Raw genomic sequence first — 26,223 nt, 5'->3', positions numbered from 1 at the left:
ATGTTTCCGACCCCCATCGAAAAGACGTCGACCGGCACCCAGATCGCCTATCGCATCGCTCTGCCGATTGCCCTGATCATCTGGCTGCTGCCGCTCATCGCCGTGGCGCTGACCTCGGTCCGTTCGGCCGGTGACATCACCGCCGGCAACTACTGGGGCTGGCCCACCAGCTTCAATCTGATCGAGAACTACACCGCGATCTTCAAGCAGACGCCGATCGGCAAATACATCCTGAACTCCTTCAAGGTGACGATCCCGACGGTGATCGGCGCGGTGGCCATCTCCTGCCTCACCGGCTTCGCCTTGGCGGTCTACAAGTTCAAGGGAAACCTGTTGATCTTCTTCATGTTCGTGGCGGGCAACTTCGTGCCCTTCCAGATCCTGATGGTGCCGGTGCGCGACCTGACGCTGGATCTGGGCATGTACAACACCTGGTATGGCCTCGCGCTCTTCCACATCGCCTTTCAGGCCGGGTTCTGCACGCTCTTCATGCGCAACTTCATCAAGGCCCTGCCCTTCGAGCTGATCGAGGCCGCCCGGGTCGAGGGCATCTCGGAGATCCGCATCTTCTGGTACGTGGTCATGCCCTTGATGAAACCGGCGCTGGCGGCGCTTTCGGTGCTGATCTTCACCTTCATCTGGAACGACTACTTCTGGGCCACCGTGCTGACCCAGGGCGCCGATCAACAGCCGATCACCGCCGGGCTCTATTCGCTCAACGGTCAGTGGGTCGCCGCCTGGCACCTTGTCTCGGCCGGGTCGATCGTCGCGGCGCTGCCGCCGGTCCTGATGTTCTTTCTCATGCAGAGGCACTTCATTGCAGGCCTCACACTCGGAGCCGTGAAATGATCCAAAGCTGGCGTTTGGACGACAGTCGTCAAACGCTGGTGCTGGCCTCCCAGAAAGGCCACCTCGCCGAGGTGGTCTACTGGGGGCCGCGCCTGCCTGACGACGAAAACCTCGAGACCCTGGCGCAGGCCCATGCCATCGACGTCACCGGCGGCATGCTCGATGCCAACCCGGAGCTGTCGATCTGCCCCGAGGCCACGCGCAGTTTCCCGGGCCAGCCCGGGCTGGTGATCCGCGATGCATCCGGCCAGCCGGTGCTGCCGAAGTTCTGTTTCGACAGCGCCGAGGCGGGCGAGGACAGCCTGAGCCTGAGCTTCAACGATCAATCCGGGGTGCTGACCTATCGGGCGCATTTCTCGATCGACCCGCAGACTCATGTGATCGAGGCCCGGGCCGAGATCGAGGCGACCGAGCCGATGCACCTGCACTGGCTCTCGGCCCCGGTCTTTCCGGCACCGCAGGCCAGCGACGAAATGATCGATTTCGCCGGCCGCTGGTGTGGCGAGTTCCAGATGAACCGCACCGCCTGGTCGGCCGGCATCCGCTACCGCGAGAACCGCACCGGCCGCACCGGTCATGAACATTTCCCCGGGCTCATCGTGCCCTGCCGCGGCGCCACCAATGCCAGCGGCCATGCCTATGGCTTTCACTACGGCTGGTCCGGCGGGCACCGCATGGCCGCCGAAGAGCTGCCAGACGGCCGCCGCCAGGTGCAATTCGGCCACGCCACTCAGATCGAGACCGCGCCGGCGACGAAATTCGCCACCGCGCCGCTTTACGCGATGTTCTCCGACGACGGTCTCAATGGCTGCGCCGTGGCGTTCCAGCGCCACCTGCGCGACCGGATCGTCGAGTTTCCCGATCCCGACCGCGCCCGGCCGGTGCATTACAATTGCTGGGAAGCGGTCTATTTCGACCACAACCTGCCAGAGTTGAAAGAAATCGCCGACCGCGCCGCAGCGCTGGGGGCCGAGCGTTTCGTGCTGGATGACGGCTGGTTCGGTGATCGCGATGACGACACCAGCTCGCTCTCGGACTGGGAAGTCGATCCGCGCAAGTACCCCGAGGGTCTGACACCGCTGATCGACCATGTGCACGGGCTCGGCATGAGCTTCGGCATCTGGTTCGAACCGGAGATGATCAACGAAAACTCCAACGTCTTCCGCGCCCATCCCGACTGGGCGCTTGGCGGCGAGGACCAGATCCTCGGCCGGCAGCAGATGGCGCTGAACATGGCGCTGCCCGAGGTGCGCGATTTCCTGTTCGACCGCATCGGCAAGGTGCTGGCCGACAACGACATCGACTATGTCAAATGGGATCACAACCGCGTCCTGCCGATGCCCGATGCGGCGCAGACCCGTGGGTCCTATGCGCTGATCGACCGGCTGCGCGAAGCCTTTCCGAAAGTCGAGATCGAGAGCTGCGCCTCTGGCGGCGGGCGGATCGATTTCGGCATCCTCAAGCGCACCCACCGGGTCTGGCTGTCCGACAGCAACGACGCCATCGAACGGCTGAGGATGCAGCACAACGCCGCGCTCTTCCTGCCGATGGTGGTCACCGGCTCGCACGTCGGGCCGCGCACCTGCCACACCTCGGGCCGCACCATCGACATCCGCATGCGCGCCTGGGTGGCGGCGCAACGGCACATGGGCTTCGAGATGGACCCGCGCGAACTGACCGAGGACGAGGCGCAGGTGCTGACCGAGGTCACCGCCTGGTGGAAGGACAACCGCCACTGGATGGCCGGCGCCGATATCCTGCGGCTCGACAGTTCCGACCCGGCGGTGATCGCCGAGCAGCAGCTGGAACAGGGCGGCGGGCAGTTCGTGGTCTTTGCCGGCAAGGCCGAGACCTCGGCGCAGATCGCCCCGCGCCCGCTGCGCCTGACCCGGCTGTCGCCGGATCGCCACTACCGCATCGAACTGCTCAATCGCGGTGACGCGCCGGGCCTGTCGCGCGGCGATCAGGCGATCAAGACCGAGCCGCTGACCCTGAGCGGCGCCTATCTGATGAGCCACGGGCTGACCCTGCCCTGGAGCTTTCCCGAAACCATGTGGGTCGTGAAAGGAACGCTGGTATGAGCGACGAACGCCGCAACCGCGCCTGGTATGGCAAGTTGGACAAGGACGGGTTCATTCACCGCTCCTGGATGAAGAACCAGGGTTTCCCCGACCACGCCTTTGATGGACGGCCGATCATCGGCATCTGCAACACCTGGTCGGAGCTCACACCCTGCAACTCGGGCCTGCGCGAGCTGGCCGAGGGGGTCAAGCGCGGGGTCTGGGAAGCCGGCGGTTTCCCGGTGGAATTCCCGGTGATGAGCCTGGGCGAGACCCAGATGAAGCCCACCGCCATGCTGTTTCGCAACCTGCTGGCGATGGATGTCGAGGAATCGATCCGCGCCTATGGCATCGACGGCGTCGTGCTGCTGGGCGGCTGCGACAAGACCACGCCGGGCCAGCTGATGGGCGCGGCCTCGGTCGATCTGCCGACAATCGTTGTCTCTTCCGGTCCGATGCTGAACGGCAAGTGGCAAGGCAAGGACATCGGATCGGGCACCGACGTCTGGAAGTTTTCCGAAGCGGTGCGTGCCGGCGATATGACGCTGGCCGATTTCATGGCCGCCGAGTCGGGCATGAGCCGGTCGAAAGGCGTCTGCATGACCATGGGCACCGCGTCGACCATGGCCAGCGTCGTCGAGGCGATGGGCATGAGCCTGCCCACCAACGCCGCCCTGCCCGCCGTCGACGCCCGCCGCATGGCGCTGGCACATATGACCGGCAAGCGCATCGTCGGCATGGTCGAGGAAGGGCTGAAGCTGTCGGACATCATGACCCGCGAAGCCTTTGAAAACGGCATCCTTGCCAATGCTGCTGTCGGCGGCTCGACCAACGCGGTGGTGCACCTGCTGGCGATGGCCGGCCGGGTCGGTGTCGACCTGACGCTCGATGATTTCGAGATCGGCAGCGAGATCCCCCTGCTCGTCAACTGCATGCCCTCGGGCAAGTACCTGATGGAGGATTTCTGCTACGCCGGCGGCATGCCGGTGATCCTCAAGGAACTGGCGCACCTGCTGCGCCCGGCGAAGACCGTGCTGGACTGCGATATCAGCGTCTATGCCGACGGTGCCGAATGCTGGAACCGCGACGTGATCCGCAGCTTTGACGAACCGCTGAAACCTGCCGCCGGGCTGCGCGTGCTCAAGGGCAACCTGGCGCCGCGCGGCGCCATCGTGAAGCCCTCGGCGGCCACCGATGAGCTGCTGGAGCACGAGGGCGAAGCCTATGTCTTCGAGAACATCGAAGAGCTGAAGGCCACGATCAATTCCGACGATCTGCCGGTGACCAAGGACAGCATCCTGGTGCTCAAGGGCTGCGGCCCCAAGGGCTATCCCGGCATGGCCGAGGTCGGCAACATGCCGATCCCGTCGAAACTGGTGAAACAGGGCGTGCGCGACATGGTGCGGATTTCCGATGCGCGGATGTCCGGCACCGCCTTTGGCACCGTGATCCTGCATGTTTCGCCAGAGGCCAACGAAGGCGGCACGCTGGCGCTGGTCAAAACCGGCGACCGCATCCGCGTGTCGGCCAGCAAGGGCGCGCTCGATTTGCTGGTGTCCGACGAGGAACTGGCAGAGCGCCGCGCCAACTGGCAGCCCGATCCGCCGCGCTACACCCGCGGATATGCCAAGATGTATGTCGACCACGTGCTGCAGGCCGACCAGGGCGCCGACCTTGATTTTCTGGTGGGCAAGGACACCCGCCCCGTGACACGAGAGAGCCATTGATGACCCAGACTGCGACCTTTCACGATCTCGACGGCAAGAGCATCTTCATTACCGGCGGCGGCGCCGGGATCGGTGCCTCGATCACCGATGGCTTCATGGCCCAGGGCGCGCAGGTGGCCTTTGTCCAGCGGTCGGACGCCACCGGTTTCTGCGACGAGATGGAGGCCAAGCACGGCCGCCGGCCGCTCTACATGCAGTGCGACATCACCGATATCGAGCGGCTGAAATCCTGCATCTCCGAGGCGTCCGAGGCGCATGGTCCGGTGACGGCGCTGATCAACAACGCCGCCAATGACAAGCGCCACAGTGCCGAAGAGGTGACCGAGGACTTCTGGGACTGGTCGCAGGCGATCAACCTCAAGGCCTATTTCTTTGCCTGTCAGGCGGTGATGCCGGGGATGCGCGAGGCCGGCGGCGGCTCGATCATCAACTTCACCTCAATCAGCTACATGATGGGCAATGCCGGTTACGTCAGCTACACCACCGCCAATTCCGGCATCAACGGCATGACCCGATCGCTCGCGCGCGAGTTCGGGCCCGACAAAATCCGGGTAAACGCCCTTGCCCCCGGCTGGGTTCTGACCGAAAAACAGCTCGACATGTGGGCCACGCCGGAGGCGCTGGCCGAACATCTCTCACGGCAGTGCCTCAAGGATCATCTGGCGCCCCAGGACATCGTCGATGCGGTGCTGTTTCTGGCGTCTGACACCAGCCGGATGATGACCGGCCAGGCCATGGTCGTGGATGGCGGAGTTGTTGTAACGGGCTGAGAATATGACAGAACTTGCAAGCTGGATCGCGGTCGACTGGGGAACGTCGAACCTGCGGGCCTGGGTGATGGGCGCGACGGGCGTCATCAAGATGGTGTCGTCTGACAAGGGCATGGGCGCGCTGGAGCGGGACGGCTTCGAGCCGGAACTGCTGCGGCTGGTGGGGGCCTACCTGCCAGAGACCGGCCAGGTGCCGGTCATCGCCTGCGGCATGCTAGGCGCGCGTCAGGGCTGGGCCGAGGCGCCTTATGTCACCACCCCCTGCACCGCGCCGGGCGTGGCACAGGCGATCACGCCGGAGGTCAGCGATCCGCGGCTCAAAGTCTCGATCCTGCCGGGCGTCTCTCAGGCCAGCCCGCCCGACGTGATGCGCGGCGAAGAGACCCAGATCGCCGGTTATCTCGCGGCCAACCCGGACTTCGACGGCGTGCTCTGCCTGCCCGGCACCCACACCAAGTGGGTGCATATCAGCGCGAAGGAGATCGTGTCCTTCCGCACCTTCATGACCGGCGAGATCTTTGCCCTGCTGTCGGGCCAATCGGTGCTGCGGCACTCGGTCTCGGGCGACGGCTGGGATCAGGCGGCCTTTGACGAGGCGGTAAGCGACGCCATGTCCGCGCCGCAGAAGTTCACCGCGCGGCTGTTCTCGCTGCGCGCCGGGTCACTGCTCGACGGCACCTCTGCTGCCACCTCGCGGGCGCGGCTCTCGGGCCTTCTGATGGGGCTGGAGATCGCCGGGGCCAAGGAATACTGGCTGGGCCGCGAGATCGTTCTGATCGGCGCACCCAAGCTCAATCAATTGTACAAGGCGGCGCTGGCGCCGCAGGGCGCTTCGGTCAGCGAGACCGACGGCGCGGAAATCGTTCTGGCGGGCCTGAAAGCCGCATATGAGGAGAGCAACACATGAGCCGCGAAATCATTGCCATCCTGCGGGGTGTGACCCCTGACGAAGTGCTCGAGATCGGCGAAACCCTTCTGGAGGCCGGCATCGACCGGATCGAGGTGCCGCTGAATTCGCCAGAGCCCTTCAAGTCGATCGGCATCCTCGCCGAGGCGCTGAAGGGCCGCGCCACCGTCGGCGCCGGCACCGTTCTGGAGCCAGCGCAGGTGGACGAGCTGAAATCCGTCGGCGGCACGCTGGTGGTCTCGCCCGACTGCAACCCGGCCGTCATCGACCGCACCAAGGCATTGGGCATGCTGTCCTTTCCCGGTGTCGCCACCCCCAGCGAATGCTTCACCGCGCTGCGCCATGGCGCTGACGGGCTGAAGTTCTTCCCCGGCTTTCTGGTCGGCGCCAAGGGCCTTGCCGCGATTTCCGCCGTGCTGCCCAAGGGCACGAAAACCTATGCCGTCGGCGGTGCCGGCCCCGAGAACTTCGGCGACTGGTTCGACGCCGGCGTGACCGGCTTCGGCATCGGCTCGGCGCTTTACAAGCCCGGCATGACCGCGGCCGAGGTGGGCGAAAAGGCCCGCGCCATCGTTGCGGCTTATGACGCCGGCAAGCCTGCATGAAACGCACGCTCGGCACCTGCTACTACCCAGAACACTGGCCGCGCGCGATCTGGGAAGAGGACGCGCGGCGCATGGCCGAGGCCGGGCTGACATGGGTCCGGATCGGCGAATTCGCCTGGTCGCGGCTCGAGCCGCAGCCGGGGCAGTATGACTTCGCCTGGCTCGATGACGCGATCGCGGTGCTGGGGGCGGCCGGGCTGAAGGTGGTGCTGGGCACGCCCACCGCCACGCCGCCGCGCTGGATGGTCGACCGACATCCCGACATGCTGGCCGTCGATGCCGAGGGCCGGCCCCGCAAGTTCGGCTCGCGCCGGCATTACTGCTTCAGTCACGAAGGCTATCGCCGGGAATGTTCTGTAATCGTTGAAAAATTGGCGAAACGTTACGGCCGGAACCCGCATGTCGCCGCCTGGCAGACAGACAACGAATATGCCTGCCACGACACCGTGCTGTCCTATTCCGAGGCCGCGCGGCAGGGCTTTCGCCGCTGGCTGCGCGCGCGCTATCCGGGACAGGGCAACGACGGCGACATCGAGGCGCTGAACACCGCCTGGGGCAATGTCTTCTGGTCGATGGAGTATGACAGTTTCGAGCAGGTCGACCTGCCGAACCTGACGGTGACCGAGCCGAACCCCTCGCACGTCCTGGATTTCCGTCGCTTTGCCTCTGACGAGGTGGTGAGCTTCAACCGGCTGCAGGCCGAGATCATCCGCAAGCATTCCGACGCGCCGATTGCCCATAACTACATGGGAAAGATCACCGATTTCGATCACTACAAGGTTGGCGACGACCTCGATATCGCCTCGTGGGACAGCTATCCCCTGGGCTTTCTCGAGGACCGGGTGACCGCGAGCGACGATCACCGCCGCACCTATGCCCGTCAGGGCGATCCGGATTTTCAGGCCTTTCACCACGACCTCTACCGCGCCGTCGGCCGCGGTCGCTGGTGGGTGATGGAGCAGCAGCCCGGCCCGGTGAACTGGGCCCCCTACAACCCGGCGCCCCTGCCCGGCATGGTGCGGCTCTGGACCTGGGAGGCCTTTGCCCATGGTGCCGAGGCGGTCTGTTACTTCCGCTGGCGCCAGGCGCCGATGGCGCAGGAGCTGATGCACGCCGGCCTGCTGCGGCCCGACAGCGTGGACGCCCCGGCGATCGTGGAGGCGCGCGCGGTGGCGGCGGAACTGGCAGCGGCGCCCGACGTGGCGGTCCAGCAGGCCCCGGTGGGCCTGGTCTTCGATTACGAGGCGGACTGGGCCTGGCAAATCCAGCCGCATGGCCGGGGGTTGAGCTATTTCGACCTGGTGTTCGAGACCTATCAGGGCTTGCGCAAGCTGGGGCTGTCGATCGACATCCTGCGGCCCGGCGGCGATGTGTCGGGCTATCGCCTGATCGCCGCGCCGGGGATGATGTATCTGCCTGACGAGATGAAGGCGGCGCTGGCCGAGAGCGGTGCCGTGGTCCTGCTTGGCCCCCGCACCGGCGCCCGGACCGAGAGCATGGCGATCCCGCTGCCGCTGCCGCCTGCGCTGCCGGGGCTCGACGCAGTTGTCTCGCGGGTCGAGAGCCTGCGGCCCGACATGCCGGTGGCGCTCAAATCCGCCGGCGCGGTGACGCTCTACCGCGAGTTTGTTGAGACCTCGGCCGAGGTCATCGAGGAAAGCGTCGACGGCGAACCTGTGCTGATCGCCGAGGGCACCCTGGCCTATGTCACCGGCTGGCTTGACGCCAAGGCTTTGGCGCGGGTGTTGACCTGGGCCTGCGACAAGGCCGGGCTGGAGATCTGCGAGATGCCCGAAGGCGTGCGCCGGCGCGAGACCGGGGCGGAGACCTTCTGGTTCAACTACAGCGAAACGGCGGCCGAGGTAGCGGGGCGAAGCCTGCCACCGATCTCGGTAACCCGCGTGTAATCAAGGGCTTCCGGGGCGTTTCTCAGGCACCGGATGCCCATCTTTCCCCAACGAAAGAAGCGGCGGACCAAAGTCCGCCGCCCATCTTGGTAATTCATGCGATGCAATGACTTCCGAGGCTTTCTTCAAGCCCCGGACTTAAGGATCTGGTCCATCGACATCGCCGGTTGCGCACAGCCCGCCTCGCCCACGATGCGCGCCGGTACGCCGGCCACGGTCTTGCAGGGCGGCACTTCCGACAGCACCACCGAACCGGCCGCGATCCGCGAGCAATTGCCGACACGAATGTTGCCCAGCACCTTGGCACCGGCGCCAATCAGCACGCCATCACCGATCTTGGGGTGGCGGTCCTGCTCTTCCTTGCCGGTGCCGCCAAGGGTCACCGAGTGCAGCATGGACACGTTGTCGCCCACCACCGCCGTCTCGCCGATGACGATGGAATGGGCGTGGTCGATCATGATGCCCTTGCCGATCCGCGCGGCCGGGTGAATGTCGATGCCGAATACCTCGGACACCCGCATCTGGATGTAATAGGCCATGTCGCGCCGGCCCTGGTGCCAGAGCCAATGACCGATGCGATAGGATTGCACCGCCTGGAAGCCCTTGAAAAACAACAAGGGTTGCAGGAAGCGGTGGCAGGCCGGGTCGCGGTCGAAGACGGCGGCGATATCGGCCCGCGCCGAGCGGCCGATCCCGGGGTCCGAGGCATAGGCCTCGTCGCAGATCTCGCGCAGGATCTGTTCCGACATTTCGCCAGAGGCCAGCTTCAGCGAAATCCGATAGCTCAGCGCGCGTTCCAGCGTTTTGTGGTGCAGCACGCTCTGGTGCACCAGCCCGCCCAGCAGCGGTTCGTCGGCCACGGCTTTCTCGGCCTCGTCGAGGATCCGCGCCCAGACCGGGTCGACCTCTGCTAACTGCGTTTGTGTCCGGGCCATGGCCATCCTCGTCTGCGGTAGTCCTTGGGCTAGATATAACACGCTGCACGCCGAGGCCAAACGCAAACCTGTGATGGCGGTCATTTCGAGACGTGAACGGCTGAAAAATCCTGTGGAGTTGCAGAGGGATGCGCGGCACGGCGCAGGGGCCACGATGTCACGACGCGGGGCGCCGCCGTGCCGCCCGCCAGGCCAGCAACTGTCCGAAAACCATCTCGAGACAGCGGCAGTAGCGCTCCTCGCCCAGCGCCGGTTCCTCCGCCAGCGGCCGCGCGCGCGCCGCGGCCATCAGCGTGCCATTTCCCCAGAGGTGATGCGGCCGGCCCAGCCGCTTGGCATAGCGGTCGGCGAAGTCCGCCTCTTCGATCATCCGCCGGCAGAGCGCCTCCCGGGCGTTTTCGGGCACCAGCAGCAGCGCCCGAGCCGCTGCTGTCACGTCGCCATGCAGGATCGGCCGCATCGGCTCAGCCCGCCCAGCGCGTGAAAAGGCCCGGGCCGTAGATGTCCGACACCTGCGCAACCTCGACCGCCAGCCCGGCGCCCGCCCCGTCAGCCGCCTGCATCGCGGCGGATTAGGTAAAGGCCGGCGTGCTGACCTGCGCCTCGCGCAGCACGCCGGTCGCGTCCAGCACCCGCACCAGATACTCCTCTCGCGCCTCGGCCAGCGGCACGTCGGTCAGGTCCCAGCTGTCGCCATCGACCCGCGTGCGGCGGATCCAGATCAGCGACAGGTCGCCGCCGGACCAGGTGCCGCGCAGATGCGCCGGGCTGTAGGGGCGCAGGCCGTTGCCGTCGAAGGCCTGCACCTCGTGCACGTAAGACGGGTCGCTGACCGGACGCCGTGCCGGGCCGATGCGGTAGTGCCGCGCCACCCGTCGCAGCGACGAGGCCAGGCTGATCTGTTGCGGCGCGCCGTCAAGCAGCACCACGTAAGACCCCGCGGGCCAGGTCTGCGGCATCAGCGCATCGGTGCCCAGCTGGCCGCGCAGCCGGCGGCTGAGCAGCCAGGTGTCGCTGTCGATCAGCTGCGCATCGCGGAACTGGAACAGCTCCCAGCCGTCCGGTGTGCCGTCACCGATGGCGCAGAGGTTGGCGCCGGAGAGCAGCTGCTCGGGGCTGCCCTTCCCCTGAAAGCCCCTCAGTGCCATCAGGCACATCTGCTCCTCAAGCGCGGCCATGCCCTCGGCATGAAAGACCCGACCCTGCTCGTACAGCGCTGCCACCGGCTCGGCGCGTGCCACCTTGCCCCGGCTGGCATGCACCAACGCATAGGCCACAGCGCCATCCTCCTGCCGGATCACGCTCTCGACCAGCGCCCCGCCCTGGTTGACCTCGGCCACGATCCTGTCGGCCTGATGCTCGTGATAGGCCCGGACCACCCGCTCGGCCCAGGTCTTGGGGCTGGCCGCTTCGACGCTGGCATCCTCCAGCACATGGACCTGCCACTCCTGCACTGGCCCCTGCATCCTGACCCCCGCAACGATGATGCCGCAGGCGTCCGAGCCCGCGTGCCCGCTCACCGGCGGATCGACCGCCACGACAATCCGGTCGAGCTCCGGCACCTTGCCGCCCCGGCAGCTGTCCAACAGCTCATGCGTCCAGAGCGCACCCTCGACGTCGGTCAGAATCTCGCCGTCCAGCTCCTGTCGTGCCAGCCGCGGATTCTTGTAGCGCGCCCGCACCTCGGTCAAGAAGCTCTCGGCCAGATGCGCCCGGTTGGCCTCGGTCGGTGCCCGCGTCACCACCGTCGAGGGCGAGACCAGCAGCTTTTTCAGCGCCTCGGCATTGCGCGGCGTCGTCGTCACACAGACCCTCGGGTCCTCGCCCAGCCGCAAGGCAAACTGCAGCATGTCCCAGGTCTCTTCACCATTAGGCCATTTCGCCAATTCATCGACCCAGGCCGCGTCAAACTGCGGCCCGCGCAGCGCCTCGGGGTCATTGGCCGAAAACGTCTTGGCCTCCGCGCCATTGGGCCAGACCAGCCGCCGCTTGCTGGCTTCCCACTTCGGCGTGCGGTCCGGCGGCGAACAGGCCAGGATTCCGCTGTCGCCAAAGATCATCACGTCACGCACCTGGTCATAGGTTTCGCCCACCAGCGCCACCCTCTGCGACCGGCCCGGATCGCGCGGCCGCGCGCCTTCGACCATGTCGCGCACCCATTCGGCCCCGGCCCGCGTCTTGCCGGCACCGCGCCCGCCCAGCACCACCCAAGACCGCCAATCGCCCTCAGGCGGAAGCTGGTGCGGATGCGCCCAGAACTCGAACAGGAAAGGGAGAGCCAGAAGCTCTCCCTCACCAAGGCTATCCAGAAACGCGTCCTGCACCGCAGCACTTGCGCAACTTAGCAAGACGGCACCCGATCTCAGATCGGGCCTTGTCGAGGTCGAGTCCGTATGCGCCATCAATGGCAGCTTCTTTTCGTGCATATTCAGCAAGTTGCGCCTCCGTTTCCATTGCCAGCTTCATCCAGCCGCGGATCTCCGCGAGTGTCTTGCCGGCGTCCTTCAATGCCGTGACCTCCCCGCTGCGGACCTGTTGCTTCAGGTCTCTCAGCGCAGCCTCGAACTCTTCGAGGCTTTCCCGAACCACCAGAAATCTGCCTTCGAGCCGGTCGATGTCCTGTTTCGGGGTGATGAGTGTCATTGCTACTGACCTTCCATGCTGGGATTGCCTCCGCACGAGCGACACGAAAAAGCGGCCGCCCGGGTGTCCCCGGGGGCCGCTTGCCCATGTCTTCCAGCATGTCACAACTTATAGGAGAGACCGTCCCAGAAGTCAAGGAAAACCGGGTTAACGCTTTGTTACCTAATCGTTTTCCGAAACCGTTGCGTACCGCCCCGCGCGGGATCAAGGCCACAGGCCGCCGCGCATAGTCATGCCAGAGGCATGCCTCTGGCATGTCGCGCCCCCACGCGGCGGCGATTTGGCCGACGTAGTCGCGCCGCTCATCGTTCGTCCGAACACGTCCACAATAAAGCGCCCGAGAACCCCCGTCTGATCGCCACCGCGCGCACCGCCAATGCACGGCTCGCACTCACCTCAAACGCAAAAGGCAGGCCCGAAGGCCTGCCTCTCAACTCCATCGAAACCAGCAATCAGTTCCCGCTGCGCTCGGCCTCGATCTGCCGCCATTTGGCAACGTTCCGGTTATGCTCGGCCAATGTCTCGGCAAAGGCATGGCCCCCGGTCCCGTCCGCCACGAAGAACAGAAAGTTCGTGTCCTCCGGGTTCACCGCCGCTTCGATCGCCGCCGCGCCCGGGTTGGCAATCGGTCCCGGCGGCAAGCCGTTGATGACATAGGTGTTGTAGGGCGTCTCACGGCGCAGCTCGCTCTGCCGCAGGCCCCGGCCCAGCACGCCCTTGCCCTCGGTGATGCCATAGATCACCGTCGGGTCGGTCTGCAGCCGCATGCCTTCGTTCAGACGGTTGACGAAGACACTCGCCACCATCCGCCGTTCGCCGGCCACGCCGGTCTCCTTCTCGATGATCGAGGCAAGGGTCAGCATCTCCTCCGGCGTCTTCAGCGGCAACCCGTCGGACCGGTTGGCCCAGGCCTCGGCAATGATCGCCTTCTGACGCCGCTGCATCTCCTCGATGATCGAGGCACGGGTCTGCCCCACCCTCAGCTCGTAGCTGTCAGGCGCCAGCGAGCCCTCCGGCGGCAGCGCGGCAACCTCGCCCTCGAGCACATCCAGCGCCTTCATCTCCTCGACCACCTGCCAACTGGTCACCCCCTCGGCCAGGGCAAGCCGGTAGCGGGTGTCGCCGGCATTGCGCACGCGGGTGTAATCCTCCGGCACCTCGTCCTCACCGGGCGTGAATTTCGCCAGTTCGACAAAGCGTTGCGTCTCGGGGTCGAGCTCGCGCACCTCGGCGGTCGCCCGGTTCACACCGATCCGATAGACGATCTCGGTGCCACAGGTGCTGGCGCCGCCACGGGTGACCGTGTCAACGATCTCGGCCATGCTCGCGCCCTCTGGCACGAGAAAGGACCCCGCCTTCAGATCATTGGTCTTGTCGGCATAATCGGCGCCCACGCGAAACAGGAACCCGCTCTTGATCGCGCCCTGCTCGGCCAGTTGCCGCGAGACCCGCGAAAAGCTCGATCCGCGCTCGACCTTGAGACAGATCGGCGCGTCGAGCGGCCCCTCGGCCGTGTATTCCCCCTGAGCCCAGAGCAACGCGCCGCCAGCCAGGAAAATGGCCACGACAAAGAAGCTCAGGGCATTCGAGGCGATGCTTCGCCACATGAAATTCAGACCTTCTTGAAGATGACCGAAGCGTTGGTGCCGCCGAAGCCAAAGGAGTTCGACAGCGCGTAGTTGATCTCGCGCTCACGCTTGGCGTTCGGCGCCAGGTCGACCTTGGTCTCCACCGCCGGATTGTCGAGGTTGATGGTCGGCGGCGCCACCTGATCGCGGATCGCGAGGATCGAAAAGATCGCCTCGATCGCGCCGGCCGCCCCCAGCAGGTGCCCGGTGGCCGATTTGGTCGAGGACATGGTGACCTTCGAGGCCGCATCGCCCATCAGCCGCTCGACCGCGCCCAGCTCGATGGTGTCGGCCATGGTCGAAGTGCCATGCGCGTTGATGTAATCGATCATCGACGGACCGACGCCGGCCTTCTTGAGCGCCATCTTCATGCAGCGCTCTGCACCTTCGCCGTTCTCGGACGGGGCGGTGATGTGATAGGCGTCACCCGACATGCCATAACCCACGACCTCGGCATAGATTTTCGCGCCGCGTGCCTTGGCGTGCTCGTATTCTTCCAGCACAACAACGCCGGCGCCCTCACCCATGACAAAACCGTCGCGGTCCGCGTCGTAGGGCCGGCTGGCCTTCTCGGGCTCGTCACCACGCTTGGTCGACAGCGCCTTGCAGGCGTTGAACCCGGCAATGCCGATCTCGGAGATCGCGGCCTCTGCGCCACCGGCAATCATCACCTCGGCGTCGCCGTCCTTGATGATCCGTGCAGCATCGCCGATCGCATGGGCACCGGTCGAACAGGCGGTCACCACCGAATGGTTCGGCCCCTTGAAACCGTAGCGAATGCTCACCTGGCCCGAGATCAGGTTGATCAGCGCGCCCGGAATGAAGAAGGGCGACACCCGCCGGGGGCCGCGTTCCTTGATCAGAACGGCGGTCTCGGCAATCGAGTTCAGCCCGCCGATGCCCGATCCGATCAGAACGCCGGTCGCCTCGAGGCTTTCCTTGTCCTCAGGCGTCCAGCCGGCATCCCTGACCGCCTGCTCGGCGGCGGCGATGCCGTAAAGAATGAAATCGTCGACCTTGCGGCGCTCTTTCGGCGCCATCCAGTCATCGGCATTGAAGGTGCCGTCGGTGCCGTCGCCCAGCGGAACTTCGCAGGCATAGGTGGTGGCCAGATGGCTGGCGTCGAACCGGGTGATGGTGCCCGCGCCCGATTTGCCTTCCAGAATCGCCTTCCAGCTTTCCTCGACGCCGCAAGCCAGCGGTGTCACCAGACCAAGCCCTGTCACAACTACTCTGCGCATGGTGTTGCCCCTTTGAAACAAGTTGCACGCTCATACCCCGACAGGGGGAAGAGGGGCAAGGGAAAGCAATGCCCGATGGGCAAGCCCCCGCGTATCGGAACCCTATGCCACGGCGTGGCAAAACGGCAAATGACAAGCCCCGTCACTGCCGCGTCGGGGTCTGCCCCGACGGGAAGGTAACAAATGAAAACGGCGCACCTTCGCAGGCACGCCGTTTCCGGAAAAATCCCGACGGATCAAAGCGGTCTTACGCTTCTTTCGCGTCGTTGATGAATTTGACCGCGTCACCGAAGGTCTGGATGTTCTCGGCGGCGTCATCGGGGATCTCGATGCCGAACTCTTCTTCGAAGGCCATCACCAGTTCCACGGTGTCGAGGCTGTCAGCGCCGAGATCGTCGATGAACGACGCGCTCTCGACAACTTTGCTCTCTTCGACACCGAGGTGTTCCACCACGATTTTCTTCACGCGATCTGCGACGTCGCTCATATTTTCTATCCTCATCGTCTTGGGCCTTCGGCCCTGTTTTGCCCGTGCCCCGAGGGGTTCGAACTTTACTTGCCCCTCCCGAGGCGGCGAGTGGCCTTTGGCCTGTTCCCCGCATAAGCAGGTCATCCAGGCCAGCACCTGCCCCCCCGGATTTCCACGCGCCTATAGCATAAGAGCAGCGATTGGCAAACGCTTTCCGGGGGAACCGGTGATGCCGTCAGATCATGGCCATTCCGCCGTTCACATGCAGCGTCGCCCCGGTCATATAGCCGGCTTCCGGGCTTGCCAGATAGACAACCGCGGCGGCGATTTCCTCGGGCGTGCCCATGCGCGCCGCGGGAATCTGCACGTTGATCTTGTCCTTTTGCTCGTCGGTCAGCTTGTCGGTCATCGCCGTGGCGATGAAGCCGGGCGCGATGGCATTGACGGTGATGCCGCGACTGGCGACCTCGTAGGCCAGCGATTTGCCCATGCCGATCATGCCTGCCTTCGAGGCAGCGTAGTTGGCCTGACCGGGGTTGCCGGTGGCGCCGACGATCGACGAGATATTCACGATCCGCCCCCAGCGCGCCTTCATCATGCCGCGCATCACGCCCTTGCAGAGCTTCATCGAGGCGGTGAGATTGACCGACAGGACCGAGTCCCATTCGTCATCCGACATCCGCATGAACAGATTGTCACGGGTGATGCCGGCGTTGTTGACCAGGATATCTACCGCGCCCATCGCCTCGATCGCCTGTTTCGGCAGCGCTTCGACCGCGGCCATGTCGCTCAGGTTGCAGGGCAGCACATGCGCGCGCTCGCCCAGCTCGGCGGCCAGTTCCTGCAGGGGCGCCTCGCGCGTGCCGCTCAGACCGACGGTGGCACCGGCGCCGTGCAGCGCCCTGGCAATCTCGCCGCCAATGCCGCCCGAGGCGCCGGTCACCAGTGCAGATTTCCCGCTCAGATCAAACATCCGCTCTTCCTTCTTGTTCTTGTCTCAAGCGCCGGCGCTCACGCCAGCGAGTCCTTTGCCGCCGTCACGTCCTCGGGGGTGCCGATGCTGCGCGTGGCGATGTCGCGGTCGATCCGGCGCACCATGCCGATCAGCGCCTTGCCTGCGCCGATCTCCCAGATCTCGGTGACACCGTGCCGCGCCATCCATTCGACGCTCTCGCGCCAGCGCACTGCGCCGGTTATCTGGTTGACCAGCAGGGAACGAATGGTTGCAGGATCATTCACCGCCTCGGCCACCACATTGGCCACCAGCGGCACCTTGGGTTCTTGAATCACCACATCGTCCAGCGCATCGGCCATGACATGCGAGGCCGGCTCCATCAGCTTGCAATGGAACGGTGCGCTCACCGGCAGCAGCACCGCGCGCCGTGCGCCGGCTGCCTTGGCCAATTCGACCGCGCGTTCCACCGCCGCCTTGTGGCCGGAGACGACCACCTGTCCGGGATCATTGTCATTGGCTGCGGCACAGACCTGGCCCTGCGCCGCCTCGGCCGCGACCTTGCGCGCCCCGGCCAGATCGAGGCCCAGAAGCGCCGCCATGGCCCCCTCGCCCACCGGCACCGCCGCCTGCATCGCCCTGCCACGGGTGCGCAGCAACCGCGCGCAATCGCCGATGCTCAACGACCCGGCCGCCGCCAGCGCGGAATATTCGCCCAGCGAATGGCCCGCGACATAAGCGGCCGAGGTCACATCGATGCCCTCGGCCTCGAGCGCGCGCATCACCGCCAGCGAGGTCGCCATCAGCGCCGGCTGGGCATTCTCTGTCAGGGTCAGATCGGCGGCATCGCCTTCCCAGATCAGCTGCGAGAGCTTCTCGCCAAGGGCTTCGTCGACCTCGTCAAAGACGGCCTGCGCCGCCGGATAGGCATCAGCGAGGGCCTTGCCCATACCGATCGTTTGCGCCCCCTGTCCCGGAAATACAAATGCGCGGCTCATACCATCCCTCTGTTGCAACGTCGTTTTATCCATGGATACGCGGCCCGAAACCCGACTGCAATCTCAATGCCACGCCGCAGTGCGGAGAAAAGCAAAAGAAAACCGGCTGCACCGCTCGGGTGGACAGCCGGTCACTCCTGGGGGAAGTGTCGTGCGTGGCGCGGGTTCAGTACCCGGCGGTGTCCCGCGGCGTGCGTGCCGAATACAGCAGATGCGCGCCGGTCAGGGCAAAGAAGAACGAGGCACAGAGCTTCATCAGCATCAGCTCGGGCAGCGCCGTGGCATTGGGGGCGACCCACATGCCGAAGGGGGCCATGACAAGCGACAGACCAACCAACCGGGTGAACCACCGAACCATCGTGCCGACGGAGATTTCGGTGCCAGAGGTGCGGTCGGCGGTGATGAAGTGGTTGGTGGCAGTCATCGGGCTTCTCCAGTTTGTGTTTCCCTGATACTTGATTTCAAAAGAGGCGGGATTGGGGCACAATCAGGGTAAAGCCGCGGAATGAAGCAGGCTTTGTCGGGTCCGGGACAGGACGGGACCGCCCGGGAACCGGACTGGAACAGCCAAGGCGTCGCATCCCGCCCCTGCCCCCTTGCCATCCGGGCTCAAGCCTGTATATCGGGCCATCCTTTCGCAAGACGTATGAACCGCGCAGTCTCTCGTGGGTCGGGGGCGAAAGGACATGGCCCCGCCCTTTGAAATGCGCCTTGATATAAATGGAGTGCACATGCCCCTTTACGAGCATGTATTCATCTCGCGCCAGGATCTCTCCGGCGCGCAGGCCGAAAGCCTCGTCGAGCATTTCGGCACGGTCCTGACCGACAATGGCGGCAAGGTCGTCGACACCGAGTACTGGGGTGTCAAGACCATGGCCTACAAGATCAACAAGAACCGCAAAGGCCACTACGCCTACATCCGCTCCGACGCCCCGTCGGAAGCCGTGCAGGAAATGGAACGCCTGATGCGCCTGCATGACGACGTGATGCGCGTCCTGACCATCAAGGTCGACGAACATGTCGAAGGCCCCTCGGTCCAGATGCAGAAACGTGACGAGCGCGAAGACCGCCGTCGTGAACGCCGCTAAGTCGAAGGAGAGCTAACCCATGGCCGCAAAACCGTTTTTCCGCCGCCGCAAGGTCTGCCCCTTCTCGGGCGACAATGCACCCAAGATCGACTACAAGGACACCCGTCTCCTGCAGCGCTACATTTCCGAGCGTGGCAAGATCGTGCCGTCCCGCATCACCGCCGTCTCGGCCAAGAAGCAACGTGAACTGGCCCGCGCGATCAAACGCGCCCGCTTCCTCGCGCTTCTGCCCTACGCCGTGAAGTAAGGAGTAAAGCACATGCAAGTCATCCTTCTCGAACGCGTGGCCAAGCTCGGCCAGATGGGCGATGTCGTCGACGTCAAGCCCGGCTTCGCCCGCAACTACCTGCTGCTGCAGGGCAAGGCGCTGACCGCGTCGAAGGCCAACATCGAAGCCTTCGAAGAGCAGAAAGCCCAGCTCGAAGCCCGCAACCTGGAAACCAAGAAAGAAGCCGAGGACATGGCGTCCCGTCTCGACGGACAGCAGTTCGTCGTGATTCGCCAGGCCTCCGACGGCGGCGCGCTCTACGGCTCGGTCACCACCCGTGACGCGGCCACCGTCGCCACCGAGGAAGGCTTCTCGATCGACCGCAAACAGGTCCTGATCCGTCAGCCGATCAAGGAACTGGGTCTGCACGAAGTCGAGGTGCACCTGCACCCCGAGGTGATGGCCACCATCAACCTCAACGTCGCACGTTCGCCCGAAGAGGCCGAACTGCAGGCCTCGGGCAAGTCGATCCAGGAACTGGCCGCGGAAGAAGAAGCCGCAGCTGAATTCGAGATCGCCGAACTCTTCGACGATATCGGTGCCGCTGCCGACGACGACGACGATCTGTCGAACGTTGTCCAGGACGAGTCCGGCTCCGACGACCAACCGGAAGAAGACCGCGGCTGATTTTTCGGCCCATCGCTATCCTAAAGAAGGCCGCGCGTCCCCCGACGCGCGGCCTTGTGCTATCTCGCCCACCTGAAAGGATAGCCACCTTATCCGCCCGCAGCTTTGCTCGGTCTCACCGGTTCGCAGTACAACACCGATGAACACGACAGGGCCGATGCTCGAATGGTAGTGAGCGCCGGAAAATGCAAGACGGCAGTGTAGGTTAACGAATTTTGTCGCCGTCAGTAACGATCAGGTAAGGTAACAGAAATGGTTCAGACCCGACGCATCACGCTGCAAGACCGCGCGCAGGACGCGGTCTTCTATTCGTTGGCATCGGCCCGTGTTCTCCGTCTCATCGGCGCGCCACTGAGCGCCGCAGAGCGGAGCCACTCAGACATCATCACCGCGCGCGACACCGCGCTGGAAGAGATCACCAGAACCCGCCGCATCGCCGAAGTGATCGCGCTGATGCGGGAGAGGTTCGGACACGACGGCCGGTAAAATTCCTTGTCCCCGGAGGCTTCCGGCCAACGGAAAGGTCGCCTCTCCTCCCGAGGCGGCCTTTTCGCAATTGCCCCGGCAGGGGGCCGCGCTACACTGCGCTCATGAAACCCGCCACCATCGCCGATTACAACGCCGCCCGCTCCGAGCCCGACCGCCGGATCTGCGAGCTGTTGCAGCAAGAGATCGACCGCGGCTTGCCCGACGCCGAGGCCCGCATCTGGCACGCCCACCCGGTCTGGTTTCTCGCAGACAACCCGATCGTCGGCTACGGCCAGCTCAAGTCCTGCATCCGCCTGATGTTCTGGTCCGGCCAGTCCTTCTCGGCCCCCGGCCTCGCGCCCACCGGCACCTTCAAGGCCGCCGAGAAACGCTACACGACCGCGGAGGAAGTCGACCCCACCGCCCTCGCCCTCTGGCTCGCCGAGGCACGCGAGGTCCAGTGGGATTACAAGAACATCGTCAAACGCAAGGGCCGGCTGGAACGGCTGGGGTGATGCGGACGGTGTGAAATATGCCCCGTCATCCTCGGGCTCGCCCCGAAGACCTCCCCACACAAGCGCCCTCTCGTCATCCTCGGGCTTGCCCCGAGGACCTCCCTGCACAAGCACCTGACTCAGCCATCCGCCCACTCCCCCAAAAGATCCTCGGGTCGAGCCCGAGGATGACCCCTCCCCAAACCTCACCGCACGAAAAAAGGCCGCCCCCGAAGGGGCGGCCTCTCACCCTTCCCTGAGGAAGGCTTATTCGTCGTCCAGCGCCTCGACGGCCTTTTGCAGCTCTTCCTTGGAGACCTCTTTCTCGGTCACCTCGGCCTGCTCCAGGATGAAGTCGACGACCTTGTCTTCAAAGATCGGCGCGCGCATCTGCTGCTGCATCTGCTGGTTCTGCTGCACGAACTCAAAGAATTGACGCTCCTGGCCCGGGTACTGACGTGCCTGGTTCATGATCGCCTGGGTCATCTCGGCATCGGAGACCTGCACTTCGGCCTTCTGGCCCAGCTCGGCCAGCAACAGGCCAAGACGCACGCGGCGTTCGGCCAGCTTGTTGTGCTCTTCGGTCGGCTCGATGGTGTCGTGGTCGTGGCCCTGAACTTCTGGGTTTTCCTCGTGCCACAGCTGGTGCGCGATCTGCTTGGCTTCGGCCTCGACCAGAGTCGGCGGCAGGTCGAATTTCACCTTCTCGTCCAGCGCGTCGAGCAGCGCCCGCTTGGTCACCTGACGTGCCGCGCCATTGTACTCGGCTTCCAGACGCTCACGGATCTGCTCTTTCAGAGCGTCCAGCGACTCGGCACCGAATTTCTTGGCCAGCTCATCGTCGAGCTCTGCCGCAACCGGCGCTTTGACTTCCTTGATCGTGCAGGAGAAGACCGCTTCCTTGCCGGCCAGATGCTCGGCCTGATATTCCTCGGGGAAGGTGACGGTCACGTCCTTTTCCTCGCCGGCTTTCACACCGACCAGCTGCTCTTCGAAGCCCGGGATGAACGAGCCGGAGCCCAGCACCAGCGGGTAATCCTCGGCCGAACCGCCGTCGAATGCTTCGCCGTCGACCTTGCCGACGAAATCGAACACCACCTGGTCGCCATCCTCGGCCGCCGCACCTTCGTCGCGCGCTTTGAAGTCCTGCGCGGTCTCGGCGAGGTTCTTCAGAGCTTCGTCGACTTCGTCGTCACCGGCCTTGGCGACCATCTTCTCGAGCGAGATGCTCTTGAGGTCGACCTCGGGGATCTCGGGCAGCTTTTCGTAGGACATCTCGACGTTGACGTCGTCGCCCTCTTTCCAGTCCTCGTTGGTCATCTTGACCTCGGGCTGAAGCGCCGGCTTGTCGCCGCTGTCTTCGAAATGCTTGTTCATTGCGCCGTCGATGGTTTCCTGCATCGCTTCGCCAAGCAGACGCTGGCCGAACTGCTTCTTCAGCAGCGGCATCGGGACCTTGCCTTTGCGAAAGCCCTTCATCTCGATGTCCGGCTGTGCCTCGGCCAGCTTCTCGTTGACCTTTTCCTCGAGTTCGGCGGCGCTGACGGTGATCGCGTATCCGCGCTTCAGACCTTCGTTCAGAGTCTCGGTGACCTGCATCCCATTCCCCATAAGTTCAAGGGCGAGTCCCAGCCCGCCTAGTTCAAATCTGGGGTCTTCTATGCGCCCGCGTCCAAGCGTGCAAGGCGGATCTGCATGTCATCGGGGCCTCTGCGCAGAGTTTCGTGCCGTCACCGCCCAGAGCAGTGCCGCGACGGCGAAAAAGCACAGCGCAGCCTTGCTGAGCGGCGCCATCGTGCCCTCGATCTGCAGCGCATGGATCACCGTCCCGCCGGTCACCACCAGCGCCAGCCCGCGATGGATCTGCCGCCAGAGCCGCAGCCCCAGCCTCCGGCGGAACGCCGCCAGCAGCGCGCTGGCAAAGAGCGCCCACATCGCCGCGACACCCCAGATCGAAAACGGCGTCGGCGAGCGCAGCAGCAGCACGTCGATGACATCCGGCGGGCTGGTGATCCAGAGCCCGACCACATGCGCCACCACCGCCAGCACCAGCGCCCCGCCGGCCCAGCGATGCACCCGCCGGCTCTGCAACAGCGACATCCCCGGCAGCACGCCCCGCGCCAGCAGCGGCTGCACCGCCAGCACCATCAGCCCCAGCACGCCCGCAACCCCGGCCGCGATATAGACCGGCCGGCGATAGGCCAGCAGCGGGCTGTCCAGCGCCGCGAACAAGGGAAGAAAGAGGACAAGCCCCAGCCCGCCCCAGATCAGCGCCGCCCGCACGCGCCGGCTCAAGCCGGTTGCAGGACGAAATGCGCCTCCAGGCTGGTCTCCCGCGCGCTCCGCATGACCGGGCGCAGAAAGACCGTCTCGAAGTCACCGCTGTCATAGGCCAGATGCCCATGCGGCTGGCCAAAGGCCGGCACGATCTGCGGCATCTCCAGCCGGAAGACGCCGTCCGCGTCGGTCAGGGTCGCACCATGGCTGTGGGGATCGCGTTCATGCCCTTGGGTGGTATGCGCCCAGATCTGAATGCGCTGCCCGGCCAGCGGCGCACCATCGCCCGCCCGCCTGACGGTGCCGGTCATCCAGAACCCGCCACCGCCGATCCGCTCGACGATCGGCGCACCGGGGCGATAGTTGTTGGCTCCGCCCCGCATCGTCCGTGTGGGCGCCACGGCCTGCGCCTGCACCGGCGAGACTAGCCCCAGACCCAAGGCTGCACCTGTGGCGCCAATCATCTGGCGACGGGAAAGGGAAAAACGAGATTGAAACCGGGGCATGGCACTCTCCTGTCAGACAGGGCCACGCCGGGCCCGTCAGGAACGGTAAACTCACACCCGGAGCTTACCGGTTTTGCCGCCCGATCCCAAGCAGCCACGGCCCCTCAGCCGCACACCAGCGCCCACATTTGCGTGAGCGCCGGCGGATCACTCGAAATACTCGGCATGCGCCGAATGGATCTGCTCGATGGTGTCATCCAGCCGCCGCAGGTGCCGCCGCATGACGTCGCGCACCCCCTGCTCGTCGCGCGCCTTCAGCGCCTTGGCGATATCGTAGTGATCGGTGATCACATCGCTCAGCCCGCGCTCATGGCCCAGGCTCAGCACGCAGAGCCGGTCCACCGTCTGCTTGCAGCGCTCGATGGTGTCAAAGGCCAGCGGCCGCCCGCCCAGCTCGCAGATCATCCGGTGAAATCCATAGTCCATCTCGTGAAAGCGGTCGTTCTGACCGGCATCCACCACCGCCTGCTGCTCGACCAGATGCGCCTCGAGCGCGGCGGACTTGTCGTCGTCCCAGACCGTGCAGGCGTCCTTGACCACCTCGAGCTCCACCGCGAGGCGCACAAAGCGCGAATTCTGGATCTCGTCCAGCGAAAAGCCCCGCACCTCGGTGGCGCGCTGCGGCCGGATCAAGAGCAGCCCCATGTTGCCCAACCGGTTGAAGGCATCGCGCACCGGCTGCCGCGACACGCCCATGCGGCTCGCCACCTCGGCCTCCGACATCTTGGTCCCCGGCAGCAGCTTCAGCGAGGAAATCTCCTCGTACAGCGTGTTGAAGACCACGTCGGTCGATGTCCGTGCCACCGGAGTGTCCACAAGTTTCAGCATGCCAATCGTCCCCGTCCGCCCATTTGTCCCAATCCCCTGCAAACGCGCCTCCCACCCAGGCCGGCGCCCTTGCCTGCGGCCCTTGCCGGACACAGGCAAGCGCACGCCCATGATAGCAGGATCCGCCGTGTCACGGGGTTAAATAGTCATTCGGACGGAATAATCAATTCAAAGGTGCCCGGCGCCCGTCCGCCACCTTCGCCTTGCTTGACTGGCAGAGATGCCCTCCACACCAGCCAGGGCCACGCCCCGCGACGCCAACTGCTGAAACCTCAAAGCGGCAAAAACCGCCTCCAAGTGCTTCGTCTCTTTCTCAAATACCGCCGGGGGGAACCCGGGAGGCCAAGCCCCACTGTCGCCACAAGAGCCACAAACGCGCCCCGCCGGTGCTTCTTCTCTTTCCAAATACCGCTGGGGGGTCCGGGGGGCAAAGCCCCCCGCTGTCGCCACGGCAGCCGCCAGCCCGACCGCAGCCCTCTTGCGAAACTTCTAGCGGTCAAGGCTCCGGAAGTAATCGTAGATCTCCGGTACATTGCCATCGCCCAGCCCCGCTTCAACTGCCGCCTGCAGGTTGTTCGAGGTGCCCTCGGCAATCTCCGCCCGGGTGCCCAGATCTTCCGCCATCTTCAGGAAATAGCCCAGGTCCTTGTTGGCGTTGTTGATCGAGAAGCCAAGGTCGCTGACCCCGTCCACCGCGTAGTTCTTGCAGAACCCCATGAAGGGCGAATTCGACGGCCCGGTCGACATGATGTCATAAAGTTGCTTGCGGTCGACACCGGCACGATCGGCCACGGCAAAGGCCTGGCTCATGGTGCAGACGGTGGTCATGCCCATGAAGTTGTTGATCAGCTTGGTGGTGTGCCCTGCGCCCAGCTCGCCCAGGTAGAAGACGTTCTCGCCCTGCTCGTCGAGCACCGGTTTGACCTTCTCGAAGGTCGCCTTGTCGCCGCCGACCATGATGTTGAGCAGACCGTCCTTGGCATGCGCCGGGGTGCGGCCCAGCGGCGCGTCCAGCATGCCGACGCCCTTTTTCGCCAGATCGGCGCCGATCTTGCGGGTCGAGGCCGGGATCGAAGTGCCGAAATCGATCAGCGTGCTGCCTTCGCGGATGCCGGCGAGGATGCCGTCCTCGGCATAGATGACCTTCTCGACCACTTCCGACTTGGTCAGGCAGAGCATCACGATGTCGCTGGCTTCGGCCAGTTCCCTGGCCGAGGCCGCCTCGCGGGCATTGCCACGGTCGGTGACCGCTTTGACCGCGTCCTTGTTGAGGTCCATGACAACAAGGTCGTAGCCCTTCTTCTGAAGGTTCTCCACCATGTTGCCGCCCATGAGGCCGAGGCCGATGAAACCGATGACAGGTTTGGACATGCCATTTCTCCCTTAAGTTATTCGTTCAAGTTCTCAGGATCAGAGGAAATCTTCACGGTGCGGGGTGAAGATATCGAGCAGCGTGCCCTTCTCGAGGCAGGTCGCGCCGTGTTCGATGTTGGGCTGCTTGTAGAGCGAGTCACCGGCGGTCACGACATAGGTGTCGTCGCCCACGGTGAACTCGAACTTGCCCGAGATCACATAGGTGATCTGCTCGTGCGGGTGATGGTGCCGGGCCGCCACGGTGCCGGTCTCGAAATGCACTTCGACGCACATCACGTTGTCATTGTAGGCACCGACCTTGCGGCTCAGCCCGCCGCCGGCATCGAACCGCTGGGCTTCGCTGGCGGGAAAGTAGTTCTTGGTGGTCATGGGGGTCTCCGGATCGTGTCAGGGCCCGTGCCGCGGCCCCCTTGGGGGCTGCGACCACGGTGCCGGCGTCAGGTTTTGGCGAGTTTCTTGATGACGACCTTGAAGGTATTTTCGTCGGCGTCGGTGAAGTAGAGGTCTGCGTCGTAGCCCTGGTCGTCCATGAAGTTGAAGATGCGCTTGGGCTCTTCGAGCTTGTAGGGCACCAGCAGGGTTGCGATGCGGTGGCGTTTGGC

27 protein-coding genes and 1 pseudogene are annotated in these 26,223 nt (G+C 64.9%); 12 read left to right on the top strand and 16 right to left on the bottom strand.

Going from position 1 to position 26,223, the window contains the following annotated elements:
• The 7 genes from ACN0SE_RS11720 to ACN0SE_RS11690 are packed head-to-tail and all read left to right on the top strand — an operon-like array spanning position 1 to position 8,825.
• Positions 1–849: a carbohydrate ABC transporter permease gene (locus ACN0SE_RS11720; protein WP_417524708.1), complete on the top strand. Its 849-nt coding sequence runs from the start codon at positions 1–3 to the stop codon at positions 847–849.
• Positions 846–2,930, top strand: coding sequence for an alpha-galactosidase (locus ACN0SE_RS11715; protein WP_417524707.1), 2,085 nt, complete (start codon positions 846–848; stop codon positions 2,928–2,930). Before ACN0SE_RS11720 ends, ACN0SE_RS11715 begins: the two co-directional genes overlap by 4 nt.
• On the top strand, positions 2,927–4,636 hold the full coding sequence (locus ACN0SE_RS11710; RefSeq protein WP_417524706.1) for an IlvD/Edd family dehydratase: 1,710 nt from the start codon (positions 2,927–2,929) through the stop codon (positions 4,634–4,636). Before ACN0SE_RS11715 ends, ACN0SE_RS11710 begins: the two co-directional genes overlap by 4 nt.
• The gene (locus ACN0SE_RS11705) at positions 4,636–5,406 is read left to right on the top strand and encodes an SDR family NAD(P)-dependent oxidoreductase (RefSeq protein WP_417524705.1); all 771 of its coding nucleotides are present in this window, start codon (positions 4,636–4,638) and stop codon (positions 5,404–5,406) included. Before ACN0SE_RS11710 ends, ACN0SE_RS11705 begins: the two co-directional genes overlap by 1 nt.
• 4 nt (positions 5,407–5,410) lie before the next feature.
• Positions 5,411–6,313, top strand: a complete 903-nt coding sequence (locus ACN0SE_RS11700; RefSeq protein ID WP_417524704.1) for a 2-dehydro-3-deoxygalactonokinase — start codon at positions 5,411–5,413, stop codon at positions 6,311–6,313.
• Entirely contained in the window at positions 6,310–6,918 is a 609-nt protein-coding gene (locus ACN0SE_RS11695; protein ID WP_417524703.1) for a 2-dehydro-3-deoxy-6-phosphogalactonate aldolase, read from the top strand. The genes ACN0SE_RS11700 and ACN0SE_RS11695 overlap by 4 nt, the downstream gene beginning before the upstream one ends.
• Complete coding sequence (locus ACN0SE_RS11690; RefSeq protein ID WP_417524702.1) at positions 6,915–8,825, top strand: beta-galactosidase; 1,911 nt, start codon at positions 6,915–6,917, stop codon at positions 8,823–8,825. The genes ACN0SE_RS11695 and ACN0SE_RS11690 overlap by 4 nt, the downstream gene beginning before the upstream one ends.
• 125 nt (positions 8,826–8,950) lie before the next feature.
• Here ACN0SE_RS11690 and cysE read toward each other — a convergent pair whose 3' ends face one another.
• The 10 genes and pseudogenes from cysE to ACN0SE_RS11640 form a co-directional block, all read right to left on the bottom strand.
• The gene (cysE, locus tag ACN0SE_RS11685; RefSeq protein WP_417524701.1) at positions 8,951–9,760 is read right to left on the bottom strand and encodes a serine O-acetyltransferase; all 810 of its coding nucleotides are present in this window, start codon (positions 9,758–9,760) and stop codon (positions 8,951–8,953) included.
• Between the two features lie 157 nt (positions 9,761–9,917).
• Positions 9,918–10,220 (bottom strand): hypothetical protein, encoded by a 303-nt coding sequence (locus ACN0SE_RS11680; RefSeq protein WP_417524700.1) that lies wholly within the window; start codon positions 10,218–10,220, stop codon positions 9,918–9,920.
• A 643-nt stretch (positions 10,221–10,863) separates the two neighbouring features.
• Positions 10,864–12,162 (bottom strand): annotated as a pseudogene (locus ACN0SE_RS11675) (DNA-packaging protein); the annotation flags it as partial.
• The gene (locus ACN0SE_RS11670; protein WP_417524699.1) at positions 12,062–12,403 is read right to left on the bottom strand and encodes a hypothetical protein; all 342 of its coding nucleotides are present in this window, start codon (positions 12,401–12,403) and stop codon (positions 12,062–12,064) included. The gene ACN0SE_RS11670 and the pseudogene ACN0SE_RS11675, both read right to left, overlap by 101 nt.
• Positions 12,404–12,855: 452 nt before the next feature.
• A complete protein-coding gene (gene mltG, locus ACN0SE_RS11665) occupies positions 12,856–14,010 on the bottom strand; it encodes an endolytic transglycosylase MltG (RefSeq protein WP_417524698.1) in 1,155 nt (384 codons plus the stop codon).
• Between the two features lie 5 nt (positions 14,011–14,015).
• Positions 14,016–15,272: a beta-ketoacyl-ACP synthase II gene (gene fabF, locus ACN0SE_RS11660; protein ID WP_417524697.1), complete on the bottom strand. Its 1,257-nt coding sequence runs from the start codon at positions 15,270–15,272 to the stop codon at positions 14,016–14,018.
• Positions 15,273–15,519: 247 nt separating this feature from the next.
• Positions 15,520–15,759 carry an acyl carrier protein gene (locus ACN0SE_RS11655; protein ID WP_417524696.1) on the bottom strand — a complete coding sequence of 80 codons (240 nt, stop codon included), beginning with the start codon at positions 15,757–15,759 and terminating at the stop codon, positions 15,520–15,522.
• A 217-nt stretch (positions 15,760–15,976) separates the two neighbouring features.
• On the bottom strand, positions 15,977–16,714 hold the full coding sequence (fabG, locus tag ACN0SE_RS11650; protein ID WP_417524695.1) for a 3-oxoacyl-[acyl-carrier-protein] reductase: 738 nt from the start codon (positions 16,712–16,714) through the stop codon (positions 15,977–15,979).
• A gap of 38 nt (positions 16,715–16,752) precedes the next feature.
• Positions 16,753–17,691 carry an ACP S-malonyltransferase gene (fabD, locus tag ACN0SE_RS11645; protein WP_417524694.1) on the bottom strand — a complete coding sequence of 313 codons (939 nt, stop codon included), beginning with the start codon at positions 17,689–17,691 and terminating at the stop codon, positions 16,753–16,755.
• Positions 17,692–17,857: 166 nt separating this feature from the next.
• Positions 17,858–18,115: a hypothetical protein gene (locus ACN0SE_RS11640; RefSeq protein WP_417524693.1), complete on the bottom strand. Its 258-nt coding sequence runs from the start codon at positions 18,113–18,115 to the stop codon at positions 17,858–17,860.
• 307 nt (positions 18,116–18,422) lie between these two features.
• On the opposite strand from ACN0SE_RS11640, the gene rpsF reads away from it, so the two are divergent.
• From rpsF to ACN0SE_RS11615, 5 genes are all read left to right on the top strand, one after another.
• Positions 18,423–18,779: a 30S ribosomal protein S6 gene (gene rpsF, locus ACN0SE_RS11635; protein ID WP_417524692.1), complete on the top strand. Its 357-nt coding sequence runs from the start codon at positions 18,423–18,425 to the stop codon at positions 18,777–18,779.
• Positions 18,780–18,798: 19 nt separating this feature from the next.
• On the top strand, positions 18,799–19,026 hold the full coding sequence (gene rpsR, locus ACN0SE_RS11630; protein ID WP_005982441.1) for a 30S ribosomal protein S18: 228 nt from the start codon (positions 18,799–18,801) through the stop codon (positions 19,024–19,026).
• 12 nt (positions 19,027–19,038) lie between these two features.
• Entirely contained in the window at positions 19,039–19,674 is a 636-nt protein-coding gene (gene rplI / locus ACN0SE_RS11625) for a 50S ribosomal protein L9 (protein ID WP_417524691.1), read from the top strand.
• A gap of 252 nt (positions 19,675–19,926) precedes the next feature.
• Complete coding sequence (locus ACN0SE_RS11620; RefSeq protein ID WP_417524690.1) at positions 19,927–20,160, top strand: hypothetical protein; 234 nt, start codon at positions 19,927–19,929, stop codon at positions 20,158–20,160.
• A gap of 104 nt (positions 20,161–20,264) precedes the next feature.
• Positions 20,265–20,657 (top strand): DUF1801 domain-containing protein, encoded by a 393-nt coding sequence (locus ACN0SE_RS11615; protein WP_417524689.1) that lies wholly within the window; start codon positions 20,265–20,267, stop codon positions 20,655–20,657.
• Positions 20,658–20,903: 246 nt separating this feature from the next.
• On the opposite strand, the gene tig is transcribed toward ACN0SE_RS11615, so the two are convergent.
• From tig to ACN0SE_RS11585, 6 genes are all read right to left on the bottom strand, one after another.
• A complete protein-coding gene (gene tig, locus ACN0SE_RS11610; RefSeq protein ID WP_417524806.1) occupies positions 20,904–22,235 on the bottom strand; it encodes a trigger factor in 1,332 nt (443 codons plus the stop codon).
• Positions 22,236–22,334: 99 nt separating this feature from the next.
• Positions 22,335–22,931 (bottom strand): ferric reductase-like transmembrane domain-containing protein, encoded by a 597-nt coding sequence (locus ACN0SE_RS11605; RefSeq protein WP_417524688.1) that lies wholly within the window; start codon positions 22,929–22,931, stop codon positions 22,335–22,337.
• Positions 22,928–23,377, bottom strand: coding sequence for a twin-arginine translocation pathway signal (locus ACN0SE_RS11600; protein ID WP_417524687.1), 450 nt, complete (start codon positions 23,375–23,377; stop codon positions 22,928–22,930). The genes ACN0SE_RS11605 and ACN0SE_RS11600 overlap by 4 nt, the downstream gene beginning before the upstream one ends.
• A gap of 189 nt (positions 23,378–23,566) precedes the next feature.
• A complete protein-coding gene (locus ACN0SE_RS11595) occupies positions 23,567–24,247 on the bottom strand; it encodes a GntR family transcriptional regulator (RefSeq protein WP_417524686.1) in 681 nt (226 codons plus the stop codon).
• Positions 24,248–24,736: 489 nt separating this feature from the next.
• A complete protein-coding gene (locus ACN0SE_RS11590) occupies positions 24,737–25,618 on the bottom strand; it encodes an NAD(P)-dependent oxidoreductase (RefSeq protein ID WP_417524685.1) in 882 nt (293 codons plus the stop codon).
• A 39-nt stretch (positions 25,619–25,657) separates the two neighbouring features.
• Positions 25,658–25,990, bottom strand: coding sequence for a cupin domain-containing protein (locus ACN0SE_RS11585; RefSeq protein WP_417524684.1), 333 nt, complete (start codon positions 25,988–25,990; stop codon positions 25,658–25,660).
• Positions 25,991–26,223: the final 233 nt, after the last annotated feature.

The organism is Marinovum sp., assembly GCF_048263515.1.
Classification (GTDB): domain Bacteria; phylum Pseudomonadota; class Alphaproteobacteria; order Rhodobacterales; family Rhodobacteraceae; genus Marinovum.
This window is presented reverse-complemented; position numbering and strand designations above follow the sequence as displayed.